Genomic DNA, 12421 nt, shown 5'->3' with positions numbered 1-12421 from the left:
GTGATGGAAACACGAGCCGGCCAATCCTCGCAGCGTCTCTTCGAGAACCGCCTGGCGAATGCGGGCTCCAGAAGGCGTTAGGGCCTTTCGCTGGAGCGGTGCAGTTTTCCGACACATCGCCGCCTCCTCTATCAATCGAGCCATCCGTCGGAACCCGAAGCCCACCCCATTGTTACTGCCGTATTGAGCCCAATGATTAACAGACATGAAAGGAGCCGCGTGTGGACGAGGACAGGAAGGCCCAATTGGCCATCGAGGGGACGGACAAAGAGCTGAACCAGGCAAAGAAGAACCCTCAAGCCGGGCCACATGCTCAAGATTACTTGACCGACAAGAGCAAAACGCCAGGCGCCGGATCATTGCCGGAGCGGGATGAAGAGGCGGTCACGCCGGGGTCAGGCTGATAGATCGAAGGCGTATCGAAACCAATCTGCTCGCTATAATTGGACCGAGATATTGGTTTTTCAAATCGACGCATGGGAGGGCAGCTTAAGTCTCAGCGAAGGCGAGGCCGCCTGCCTATTCTAGGCAAATTGCGCCGGCCTCCGAGAGCGCATTCTGTGACGCATTCCCTTATAAAGAAGTTTCGATCTACGGCCCTGTGAGATAGACATCACAGGTCCAATCGCGCGTGTTGCGCTTCGACAGACCAATACTTGGAGTTGCATCATGAAAATCGCGCCGCAGCAGCGGATCTATGTCTGCTTCTTTCTCTTCGCTGTGTCGCTGGGCGCGCTGCTGTCGAGGATGCCGGATTTGCAGGTTGCACTTGGCGTCAATAAGTCCGAGCTTGGGTTGACGCTGATAGGGGCTGCGATCGGCGCCTTGATTTCGCTGACTCTATCTTCGCCCTTGATCGCCCGGCTCGGCGCACGCACGACGGCATTCATTACTGTTCTCGGCACGTCTGCGCTGCTGTCGCTGGTGCCATGGATCGGTGCGGCGCCGGTCGTTTTCTGTGTGCTCTTCGTCGAGGGGCTGCTGGCCGGCGCACTGGAGATCAATCTCAATGTTGAGATCGACCGCATCGAAGCGCAGCTAGGACGCGGCGTGATGAACAGGGCGCATGGTTTCTGGAGCCTCGGCTTCTTCGTCATAGCGCTTGTCTCCTCAGTCGTCCGCCAAGCCGGCATTTCGATGGAGCTCCATCTCGCCGTGACCTTTTCAGTGGTTCTTGTCATCGGGATCTGGGCGATTTCCGGCATGCGGAATGCGCCGGTGCGGCTCGTGTTGCATGAAGATAAGGCACCGCTGGTAGCCCTTCCCACCTGGGGCCTGATGCCGCTCTGCGTGATCGGCATCGCGGCCTTCCTCGTCGAAGGCGCCGGGATCGACTGGTCGGCGATCTATATGCGCGACGTGTTTTCAGTCGAGCCCTTCATTGGGGGACTGGGATTGACGCTCTTTACCTTCTGCATGGCGCTGGCGCGCCTGTTCGTCGATCCGTTGGTCGATCGGTTTGGCGCGCGGGCCGTCGCCACGATGTTGCTTGTTCTTTCGGCTATCGGCATCTGCGCGGTGTCGGGGGCGCCGCATCCGTATGTCGCGCTGGCGGGCTTTGCCATGATGGGCGCCGGCTGCAGCGCGGTCTATCCTCTCGCCGTCTCGGCGGCGGCCCAGCGCACAGACCGCGCGGCGCATCTCAACGTCGCCGCCCTCGGCCAGATGAGCTTTGTCGTCTTCTTCCTGGCGCCGCCGCTGCTCGGCTTCATTGCCGAATATGCTGGCATCCGTATATCCTATCTCGTCTGCCTTCCGCTGATCATTTACGCGCTCTTTTCGGCAAAGGCGCTTGCCACGCGCCGGGCTGCCGCCGGCGGTAGCGCTGCGACTGTTCGGAGCGTCAACGGGTGACGGATTGCTCTGCCGGTGTCCGGCCGCGCGATTGGTTCCGCGCAAAGCCCAAACGGGCGCGTCGCAGCGGCGTGCCTGGTGCTTTCCCCAAGCAAGACGGCTGGCTCTGCAGATCGCCTTGCGAGATTGGAGGTCAGACGCGGGCGCTGGGCGCATGGCCACTTGCTCGTCGCCGAGTTTATCAACCACGTCGGTGAGCCGACCGCCCTCGTGCGCCATTGATCACCTGTAGACCGCTCCGGCGGTGACTCTTTGCAGACGAACGGTGGTCTTGATCGGGATCTGGTCGGCGTTGGCTAATCGTGAAGCACCTGATAGGTAGATCGCCGAGTATGAGGTCTTGGCACCATCTTCAGAGAGAACCTCGGACCGCACTGGAGAGCTTGTGATGGGCTGAAAGACATCGAAGGTCGAATACGTGAATGGCTATAAGATCGTTCAAGTTGAAGGGCCTGCCTTCAAGGTCTGCGACGGCGACCGCCAGCTCGGGGATGATTTCCCCTACCCCGGCGAAGCCGCTGCTTACGCAAGCTCGTTGCCAAAACGGGATCATCCACGCAGCTAGGCGAGAAGCCGCGGAAGATCATTCAAGAACCCTTTCTGACAACTTTACCAAATGTGGAACAAGATTTGACCAGCCCCCAACTTTCTTCACCGCTGGAACTGCTCGGGTGGTCTGAATTCTTCGCGGACCAAGTCTAGCCCAGCGAAGCGGACTTGATCCCCCGACGCATCGCTTCAGTTCATCGGGCACGGATCGAGGCGATCGATATCACCGGGCCGGTCGGACTGGGATTTCCATCCAACACCAGTACTGGTGACTACGCGGTGGGGGACTGGGTTCTTGCCGATGCACTGACTGACCTGCTTATCAGACGTCTCGACCGAAAAAGCGTCCTTCAACGACGCCCGGAAGGTGGACACGGCCAGCAACTTGTTGCCGCCAACGTCGACACCCTGCTGATCGTGACCTCGTGCAACGCCGATTTTAATCTTGCACGGCTGGAACGTTACCTGATCATGGCCAACCAGGCCGGGACCAAGCCGGTGATTGTGCTGACGAAGGCTGACACTGCGGAAGATGCCGGCATCTTCCAGGCGCAAGCGGAGACTTTGCAACGCGATCTGCCTGTCATTGCCTTGAATGGGCGCTCAGCGGACGCCGTTTCCCTGTTGAGGCCTTGGTGCGGCGTTGGCCAGACGGTTGCGCTGGTGGGATCCTCTGGTGTCGGAAAATCGACGCTGGTGAACACCATGACCGGGCCTGGCTCTGACGCAAAGCAAAAAACCGGCGCCATCCGCGAATATGACTCGCAGGGCCGGCATACAACTACGTCCCGATCTCTGCACGCAATTTCAGGCGGCGGCTGGGTCATCGATACACCAGGGATAAGAACGCTTTACGTAAGTGATGTTGCCGACGGGATAGACACCCTCTTTGCTGACATAACTGAACTGGCGCCACTTTGCCGCTTTCGCGATTGCACCCATGCCCATGAACCTGGGTGCGCGGTCCAGGCGTCTGTCAAAAGCGGTGCCCTCGTCGCTGATCGTGTGGAACGCTGGCGGAACCTGCTTGCAGAAAACCGCGACCGAACACCGGTCGTGAGCGGACCCCGCGGCAACAAGATCGTTCGCAAGAAGAAATATTGAAGTGTTGAATGTCGGCGCTCAATGATTGTGTTTGCGGTCAAGAAGACTATGCAAGCGGCCACTCCCGCTTGTGAGGGATATGTCTTTGAACAACCGCGATATGAGGCGCGGTCGCAATCCTTGCCTCTCATCGATGAGGATGAATGACATCCTCTTTATCTCGATCGTGATCACGCCTACATTGTCATGGCGACGATAATTCCCGGAATCCATCGCTTGGAATCCATTCTCAACCGCCCAGGCGGCTATCATATCCGCGTTCATCAAGGTCCTGCTTTAGGAGATGAGGACGTGCTTTCACTAACTGTCCCGCTCGCGAAAATCGCTTCGCAGTCCTATGGATACCGTAACTGAAACGCTCTAATCCAGCCGAATCCGTCCAGGATTAAAGTTCCTGCTTAGGTGTTGCGAGAAAGACTCGAAGCAATCGCTGTAAATCGGTTAAGGCTCGCCCGAGGCCCCGCGTTTAGTACTCTAGGGATCAAACGTCCGACACGCTATTTCGACTTCTTGGCATAACGCTAATTTATCGAACTGCGGCATACTCGGCATCCGTCAGATCGAAGCGCGGCTAAGGCGTCTATTGGGGCCGGGAGGCCAGATCCGGCCTTCCGGAAGTGGCTCAGAAGCGTCTCTAAGGCCCGCTTCAACAAGTTGGAGGTCGCCGGGATCCAAACCATTGGGACGCGAACCTCCGCCTGCCGCAAGTAATTACTGAAGATCGCCTGAGGTCGACGGAGACGAACTTCACCTTCGATCAGCGCGGAATGATCCGCGGCCCCGGCATGCCGGCGGCATCATCTGATCGCTTCTTGCCCGGTAGGGCATCCGCATCACGACCCGGAAGCAACCGGCTCCATCCAACAAAACAGTGACGGCGCAACGAACAAGCCGCCCGATCAACCTTCCAGAAGAAGAACGTTTAACAAAACGCCCTATTTGGGCCGATTGACCTCAAATGACCAGCACCGGCACGATATGGCTCGGATTGGGCACATGCGGAATGCCGCTCTGATCGAGCAGCATCCGGAGCTTGCGCACCCGATCCTGATGGCGGGCGCGCTCGAACTGGCTGACCTTCAGGTGCTGGATCGAGGCGACGGCGCCGGCAGCAAGCGCCGGCGGCAGCGCCGTGGTGAAGATGAAGCCGGAGGCGAAGGAACGGATGAAATCGCAAAGCGCTGAAGACGCGGCGATATAGCCGCCCATCACCCCGAAAGCCTTGCCGAGTGTGCCCTCGATGACGGTCAGCCGGTCCATCAGCCCCTCGCGCTCGGCAATACCGCCGCCGCGCGGGCCGTACATGCCGACCGCATGCACTTCGTCGAGATAGGTCATTGCGCCGTATTTGTCGGCGAGGTCGCAGATTTCCTTGATCGGAGCGATATCGCCGTCCATCGAATAGACGCTTTCGAAGGCGATCAGCTTCGGCGCCTTCGGATCGGCGGCCTTAAGCTTGGCTTCGAGATCAGCGACGTAAAAACTCGCCATTTTCGATAGCGGCAGCGACCTGAGCGAATTCGGGTTCGAGTTCGCGAGTGCCTCTCGCCCCTCTATTTCGTTGGTTGTTGGAATGAGCGCCACGCTTCTCCCCGCGGCGCGACGCGTCCTCATTCATTCGTCCCCGCTTGCTTGTCTAGGAAACACAACCAGCGATGACACCATCCAGCAGCGGGAGGAGGATGGCCGGCTTGCCAGCCACTACGGAATGGGAAGGGCGGTCGACGCCGCCCCTGCCCTTTGCCTTTACGCAGCTCCCGGCCGATTGATCGTCAGGAAGTGGCGCACGACGGGTCTTTCTGGGCCCGCATGAAAGGTCAGAACCTTGCCCTGCAGATCCGCATCGGCATTGGAAACACGCTTATGCTGACGAAGGTGCTCAGCCCAGGATTCAACCATGAACCATTCGACGATTTTTTCCGGATCGGCCGAATCCTCGGTGACCCCCCATCCATAGGCACCATCGCGGCGGCGTTCATGGGATAGCGTATCGAGCGCATGAAGGAACGCGCTGCGATGCTGCTTCTCGACCTCGTACTCGATCAGGATCAGGACGGGACCACGGTCATGGGCAACGGGTTCGGCGACAAGCGGCTCGGGCCAATGGTTGGACGGCACCATGTCGGCATCGCCTGTTGGAAGCTTGATGCGGTGCATGATGAAGCCTGCGATAAGAAGGCCGGCGGCGCCGATGACCAAGGTCGTCTGAATGCCGACGGCCTCGCCAACCGCACCCCAGCCCAGGCTTCCGGCGGTCATCGCGCCATTGAAGACGGTCAGATAGACAGCGAGACCACGACCTCGCACCCAGTTCGGGAGGACGGCCTGCGCTGCGCCATTCAGCGTCGTCAGCGCGGTAATCCATGCTGCCCCGAGGAAGAGAAGAGCGATGATGGCGACGATCTTCGGCGGGGCAAGCGACAGGATGCCCATGACGATTGCTGTGATCAGTGCCGCGCCGAGAAGCAGGCCGTCTGAACTCAGGCGTTCTCGCAGCTTCGGCATGGCTAGGGCGCCACCGATTGCGCCGGCACCGACCGAACCCAGAAGGATTCCGTAGAAGCTGGCATCACCACCGAGCAATTGCCGGGCAACGAGCGGAAGCAGTGCCCAGACGGCGCTGGCAAAGGCGAAGAAGGTGGCGGCGCGCAGCAGGACGACGTGGAGCGGCCCGCTGGAGCGCGTGTAGCGAAGTCCGGCCCGGAAGGCACCGAAGAAGTTCTCCTGAAGAGCATCGTTAGAATTTTTCGCCCGGGGCCACCAGACCAGTGCGGCAATGACGAAAATGTAGCTGGCAACGTCGGCGCCATAGGTGATCCCGGCACCGAGGGCGGCAAGAAGCAAGCCGCCGGCGGCCGGGCCGATCGAACGGGCGATGTTGATGCCGAGCGAGTTGAGCGCCACGGCGCTTTTGACGTCCTCTCGCTTGACGAGTTCAGGCACGATCGCCTGCCAAGTCGGCCCCATCAGCGCGGCACCGATGCCGCCGAGGAAGGTCAGACCAATAAGGGCGCTGACGGACAGCATGCCCGTCTGGGACAGAACCATCAGCGAGATGCTCACGGATGCGAGCAAGAGTTGGACGGCGATCAGGAATTTGCGGCGGTCGAGGATGTCGGTGAGAACGCCTGCCGGAATAGCGAGAAGGAAGATCGGCAGGGTGCCGGCTGCCTGAACCATGGCGACGGCGGCAGGTGATGCGGAAAGATCCGTCATCAGCCACGAGCTCGCAACGTCGCGCATGAAACTGCCGGTGTTGCCAAGGACCGTGGCGATCCACAGGACCGCGAAGACCGGCTGTGCAAGGGGCGCGAAAGTTCCCCCGGACGATTTTGCAACGCTCATTTGCCTGCTCCCTTGGTGAGATCGAACGCTGCAACAAAGACGAATGCGCCTGCGAGGCCGAGGTGCTCGAAGAAGGCGTTGGTTGCCATCATCCGGTCCATGCCCGGGGCCATATCCCAGAAGCGGAGGGCGATGAAGGTCGCGAGAAGCGTGAAGCCAGCCAGCGCCAGGGCACCTGCCCAGCGCAGGAAGCCCGAGACCACCATGGCTGACGCCGTCAGCTCGAACACGATGACCGCGATTGCAAAACCGGCAGCCGGATGAAGACCGAAGTGATCCATCTCGAGCAGGGCACCGTTAAAATCGAAGATCTTGGTGATCGGACCCTGGATGTAGGCGGCGCAGAGTGCCAGCAGCGACACGGTGCGCGTGACCGGAGAGCCGACGAGCCGCGTTAGACTGCTTCGGATTGGATTCAAAGCGTGAGATTGGTAGGTCATAACTGCTCCTGCATTTTCGCCGATCAGATCGAGCGGCCGCGTTTGATGGAGCGATAGTGGCCGGTTACTCCCTCACCAACAATTGCAGCAATAGTTTTCATTTAATTGCGAATTCTGAAATTATCGGAGACAGGGATCGTAGCCGGCACCGTCGCAGGCTTTACACGGGGTGGATCATGTTCCGGGCGTAGGCCAGTCCAAATCCCGTAGCCGTCGGCATGAGCTTCAACGATGGCGCGAGCATCGCTGTAGCTTTCCTTGCGGGTCCAATCGCGCTGCAGCTTCAGAAGGACCTGGGGCCAGGAGGTCATCATTGCACCCGCAGCCTCCATCCTACAGGCGAGACCAGCCTGCTGGTCGATCAAGAGGATGGGAGGCGCTGAAGGTTCAAGGAGAGGAATGGCAGACATTGGTAGCTCCGATATTGGACAGGATACGCCAAATAGGTTTGTCGGCCTGGTGTTAGCGAAACGATTGAGACACCCAGACAGCACCTCCAGCTTAAGCATTGCGGTGTTGGCTTGAACGGATCGGCTCTATCCGATCCGTTCAAGGCTTTAGTAGTTTCATACGGCCCAGCACGAGCAGCCGAGAGCGCCGAAGAAGCCCTTCAGGTCTGCGATGGGAAGTTTGGATGTCCAGGCTCCGGCATGGTCATGGCCATGCACACCGCAGTCGCTCGCGCATCCGCAGGTCGAGATTGCCGTGCGGCGCAATGAACGGGCACCAGCACCCCCGGTTCGCCCCAGGCGGCGTAGCCGCCGAATTTGCGGACCGGCGACCAGTCTGGCATCGCGGGCGGGACGTCGTTCTCGTCGAGCGTCCTGAACTCGCCCGCTCCGTAGACAACCTTGCCGCCGACCATTGTGAGTTCCGAGGTCAGGAACGAGATCTCATCCTCGGCGCAGGCGAAGAAGTCCTTGTCCGGCACGACGAGGTCGGCGAACTGACCCTTCTCGATGCGACCCTTCTTTCCCTCCTCATTGGAGAACCATGTGACCTTTTCCGTCCACATCCTAAGCGCGGTTTCGCGGTCGAGGCAGTTGGCCCGCGGGTAGAGCTGCATGCCGCCGATAGTCTTGCCCGTGACCATCCATGACATCGAGACCCAAGGATTATAAGAGGCAACGCGAGTGGCGTCGGTGCCGGCCGAGACGTTGACACCCTTGTCGAGCATCTTCCTGATCGGCGGGGTCGCTTCGGCAACGCCATGGCCGTAACGCTCAACGAAGTATTCGCCCTGGTAGGCCATGCGATGCTGCGTGGCGATGCCGCCGCCCAGAGCAGCGATCCTGTCGATTGAGCGGTCGGAGATTGTCTCGGCATGGTCGAAGAACCAGTTCAGCCCTTCGAGCGGCACGTCCTTGTTCACTTTCTCGAACACGTCGAGGGCGCGGGAGATGGTTTCGTCATAAGTCGCATGTAGACGCCACGGCCAGCGGTTTTCGGCCAGAACCCGCACGACTTCCTCGAGCTCGCCTTCCATTTCCGGGGCCATCTCCGGACGCGGCTGGCGGAAGTCCTCGAAATCGGCAGCGGAGAAGACCAGCATCTCGCCAGCGCCGTTGTGGCGGAAGTAGTCGTTGCCCTGCTTGTATTTGACCGACTGCGTCCAGTTCAGGAAGTCCTGCTTCTCCTCCTTCGGCTTCTGCGTGAAGAGATTGTAGGCAAGGCGAACGGTCATCTGGTTCGCATCGGAGAGCTTCTGGATGACCTCGTAGTCGTCAGGATAGTTCTGGAAACCGCCACCCGCATCGATCACGCCTGTCACGCCAAGACGGTTGAGTTCGCGCATGAAATGGCGGGTGGAGTTGACCTGGTAGTCCAAAGGAAGTTTGGGTCCCTTGGCGAGCGTCGAATAGAGAATGCCGGCATTCGGTTTCGCGAGTAGCAGGCCCGTCGGGTTGCCGTTGGCGTCGCGGGTGATCTCGCCGCCCGGCGGGTTGGGCGTGTCTCGCGTATAGCCGACGGCGCGCAGAGCGGCACCGTTGAGCAACGCGCGGTCATAGAGATGCAAAAGGAACACGGGCGTGTCCGGTGCGACAGCGTTGATTTCTTCGATCGTCGGCAGGCGTTTTTCCGCGAACTGATGCTCGCTGAAACCGCCGACGACGCGCACCCATTGTGGGGCTGGCGTGATCGCCACCTGGCGCTTCAGCATGTCCATGGCATCCGCCAACGAACGCACGCCGTCCCAGCGCAGTTCCATGTTGAAATTAAGCCCGCCGCGCACGACGTGGGTGTGGTTGTCGATCAGGCCAGGCAGGACGCGCTTACCCTTGAGGTCGACAATCTTGGTGTTGGAACCAGCGAGTGCCATGATGTCGCCGTCGGATCCAACTTCGAGAAAGAGACCGTCCTTGACGGCGATTGCCGTCGCATTCGGATTGGACCGGTCAAGCGTGGTGACGCGGCCATTGTGAAGGATCAGGTCTGGATGCATCGTGGGTACTCCGGTCTTTAGTGGATCAGCGGCGTTCGCCGGGGAGAAGAGGTTCGAGAACGCTAGGCTCGATGCGCCTCCCAGAAAGGATCGACGCGTCGTCATCAGCTATGTTCCTCCATCTTCGCCTTCGCCTGATGAACACCGAAAATGCTGTCGTCGCCCTTGGGTAAATGGCCGAACATGTGCGGCTTGATTTGGTGGATCCACGAAACTGCGGCCGGCTCCTTATTCATAAGTGTCTTGGCGAACGGTATCAGTTGTTCGCCGACCAGAATGCCGAGGAGGCCGACGAGTGCGATGACCGGTGGGGCGGGCGAACGCACGTTGAGCAGGCTGTAGACGATGCCAACCAGCAGGCCCGCGCCAAGCGACAGAAGGTAGACTTTCATGGGATGTGTTCTCCGGTTGCGAGAAAAGCCGCTCCGATGGGATTGTCGGAGCGGCGGGGAAAACATTACTTCGCGGGGTTCGGGCCGATGCGGTTGCCGTGCTTGACGCGTTCCTTGGCGCCGTGAACCATCGTGTAGGCGTAGTCGATGCCCATGCCGTAGGCGCCGGAATGCTCTTTCACGAGCGTGGTTACCGCCTCGTAGGTCTCTTTACGAGCCCAGTCGCGCTGCCATTCCAGCAGAACCTGCTGCCAGGTGACTGGGATCACGCCAGCCTGCACCATCCGGTCCATCGCGTACTTATGCGCGTCGGCCGAAGTGCCGCCAGAAGCATCGGCGACCATGTAGATTTCATAGTCAGGAACGTCATGGAGCGCGGAAAGCGCGAAGGTGGTGTTGCAGACTTCGGTCCAAAGGCCGGACACGACGATCTTCTTGCGGCCGTTGGCGGCGTTCTTCGCTAGCGCATCGCGAACGTTCTGATCGTCCCAGGAATTCATCGAGGTACGCTCGAGGATGTCGTTCTCCGGATAGACGGAGAGCAGTTCCGGAAAGGTGTTGCCCGAGAATGAGAGCGTCTCGACCGTTGTGATCGTGGTCGGAACATTGAAGATCTTGGCAGCTTTTGCGAGACCGACGACGTTATTCTTCAGCGTCTGACGGTCGATCGACTGGACGCCGAAAGCCATCTGCGGCTGCTGGTCGATGAAGATGAGCTGGCTGTTTGCCGGGGTCAAGACTTCGAGCTTAGACATGATATTTTCCTTTTGGTTGTTGGGACCGCGAATGCGGCTGGTTATGAAATGAGCTTGACTCCGAAGAGTCGAAACCGATGCTTCCACGGACTTCGTCGCCTCGGCCGCTGAAAGGAAATGTAGCGTGATGGGCGCTTGTAAAAAATTGCAGTATTAATTGCGATAGAATTGCCCTTATCGCAATAATCACTTTGGGTTCGACTAGGGTATGAATGTCGCGCGGGGCTGCGCCGTGAGGCCATTCGTTCCAAATTGTTCTTAGGGAAATTTCATTCGGACAGTCGGCCCTGAGGTAGTTCGCGATCTCACGACGACGTTGTCTTCTGTTTACTCTCAACAACCACGATTCCAAGTTAGAGGTCGCTTTATGCCAAACGAGGAACCAAGCTCCATGTCGCAGCCCACCCCATTGTGGCCCCCTCAGGCCTCCGCCCTCTCGGGCGATGGCTCACATTGGCCGTGGGAGATAACTTCAAAGGAGAGATTGGAGAAGCCCTTCGTTGTGGAGTAACTATCCATCAATATGGATAAAGCCCCCTAGGATGCGCGGCTGCCATCGTCGTAGGCAGAAAATACGCCTGCAACCCAGTCTGCAAAGACCTGATACTTGAGGCTCGGAAACCGGCCCGCTGGCCTTACAATGTGAACGGGATAGCGTGGTGGCGCCCAATCGTTCATGATTGGGACTAGGGCGCCACGAGCGATGTGGGGCCGTGCCAAGAATTCAAATGTCTGCCCTATACCCAGCCCTGCTAGTATTCCTTGCAAATGCGCCGTCGCATCACTGGTGGAGAGCTTGATCGGGCTATAGATCTCTATTTTCTCCCCGCCTTTCATCAGTCGAACGGGTGCCGCTTTCAGACTGCGTGCGAAAAAGTACTGCACGAAGATATGATCACGCTGCAGATCCGATGGCGAAGCTGGCACGCCGTGCTTTTCGAGGTACCCCGGGGTTGCGCAGGTCACTATCTCGACGCTGCATAACTTCCTCGCAACAATCGATGAGCCTGGTAGATCGCCGGCACGTATGACGCAGTCTATACCCTCTTCGACGATGTCGGCCTGACGTTCTGTTACACCAAGATGTAACTCGATCTCTGGATAGAGCGCGTAAAACTCAGGCAACCGGGGGATCAGAATCGCATTGGCGAAGGTCCCTCCTACGTCAACCCGAAGTTTTCCCCTGGTGGCCAGGCGCCCACGGGTGGCCTCGTTGTTCATTTCATCGAAATCGGCGATCAGGCGAATGGCGCGCTCGTAATACGCGACGCCCTCAGACGTTACGGTGACTGAACGTGTCGTGCGTTCGAGCAGTTTGAGGCTCAAGCTTGCCTCGAGATCCTGAACAAGCTTACTCACAGTCGACCGTGGTGCACCCATCGTGTCTGCAGCCTTCGCAAAGGATCCGGCCTCGACGACACGAACAAAGGCTCGGATTGCTCCCAATTGATCCATTGGCATATCTCCATCGAAATTCGCGTGTGCGACTGTCTTCGGCTCAATTATCAATCAGTTGCAAAAGACACCGGTTTTCTGCGG

The 12421-nt window shown here is 59.0% G+C and carries 8 protein-coding genes and 4 pseudogenes; 3 read left to right on the top strand and 9 right to left on the bottom strand.

What is annotated here, in order from left to right; translation table 11 throughout:
- Positions 1–221 precede the first annotated feature (221 nt).
- The 3 genes and pseudogenes from ACS4RS_RS26100 to rsgA all read left to right on the top strand — a co-directional run bounded on the left by ACS4RS_RS26100 (position 222) and on the right by rsgA (position 3507).
- A complete protein-coding gene (locus tag ACS4RS_RS26100) occupies positions 222–404 on the top strand; it encodes a hypothetical protein (protein WP_439012939.1) in 183 nt (60 codons plus the stop codon).
- Positions 405–669: 265 nt separating this feature from the next.
- Complete coding sequence (locus tag ACS4RS_RS26095) at positions 670–1854, top strand: MFS transporter (protein WP_439012938.1); 1185 nt, start codon at positions 670–672, stop codon at positions 1852–1854.
- A 600-nt stretch (positions 1855–2454) separates the two neighbouring features.
- Positions 2455–3507, top strand: a pseudogene (gene rsgA / locus ACS4RS_RS26090) (ribosome small subunit-dependent GTPase A).
- Positions 3508–3525: 18 nt separating this feature from the next.
- Here the strand turns inward: rsgA and ACS4RS_RS26085 are convergent.
- The 9 genes and pseudogenes from ACS4RS_RS26085 to ACS4RS_RS26045 all read right to left on the bottom strand — a co-directional run bounded on the left by ACS4RS_RS26085 (position 3526) and on the right by ACS4RS_RS26045 (position 12337).
- The gene (locus ACS4RS_RS26085; protein ID WP_439012937.1) at positions 3526–3771 is read right to left on the bottom strand and encodes a hypothetical protein; all 246 of its coding nucleotides are present in this window, start codon (positions 3769–3771) and stop codon (positions 3526–3528) included.
- A gap of 696 nt (positions 3772–4467) precedes the next feature.
- Positions 4468–4983 (bottom strand): annotated as a pseudogene (locus ACS4RS_RS26080) (aminotransferase class I/II-fold pyridoxal phosphate-dependent enzyme); the annotation flags it as partial.
- Positions 4984–5253: 270 nt separating this feature from the next.
- Positions 5254–6852, bottom strand: a complete 1599-nt coding sequence (locus ACS4RS_RS26075; RefSeq protein ID WP_439012936.1) for an MFS transporter — start codon at positions 6850–6852, stop codon at positions 5254–5256.
- Positions 6849–7292, bottom strand: coding sequence for a DoxX family membrane protein (locus ACS4RS_RS26070; protein ID WP_439012935.1), 444 nt, complete (start codon positions 7290–7292; stop codon positions 6849–6851). Before ACS4RS_RS26070 ends, ACS4RS_RS26075 begins: the two co-directional genes overlap by 4 nt.
- 160 nt (positions 7293–7452) lie before the next feature.
- A pseudogene (locus ACS4RS_RS26065) lies at positions 7453–7627 on the bottom strand (hydrolase); the annotation flags it as partial.
- A 231-nt stretch (positions 7628–7858) separates the two neighbouring features.
- A pseudogene (locus ACS4RS_RS26060) lies at positions 7859–9840 on the bottom strand (amidohydrolase).
- Positions 9840–10127 (bottom strand): XapX domain-containing protein, encoded by a 288-nt coding sequence (locus ACS4RS_RS26055; RefSeq protein WP_439012933.1) that lies wholly within the window; start codon positions 10125–10127, stop codon positions 9840–9842. The pseudogene ACS4RS_RS26060 and the gene ACS4RS_RS26055 overlap by 1 nt, the downstream one beginning before the upstream one ends.
- 65 nt (positions 10128–10192) lie before the next feature.
- Positions 10193–10882: an isochorismatase family protein gene (locus ACS4RS_RS26050; RefSeq protein ID WP_439012932.1), complete on the bottom strand. Its 690-nt coding sequence runs from the start codon at positions 10880–10882 to the stop codon at positions 10193–10195.
- 537 nt (positions 10883–11419) lie between these two features.
- Complete coding sequence (locus ACS4RS_RS26045) at positions 11420–12337, bottom strand: LysR substrate-binding domain-containing protein (RefSeq protein WP_439012931.1); 918 nt, start codon at positions 12335–12337, stop codon at positions 11420–11422.
- Positions 12338–12421: the final 84 nt, after the last annotated feature.

This window comes from Rhizobium sp. F40D2 (genome assembly GCF_051810745.2).
In the GTDB taxonomy this organism is placed as follows: domain Bacteria; phylum Pseudomonadota; class Alphaproteobacteria; order Rhizobiales; family Rhizobiaceae; genus Rhizobium.
Note: the sequence above shows the minus strand (reverse complement) of the source record. Positions and strands in the feature narration are given on the sequence as shown.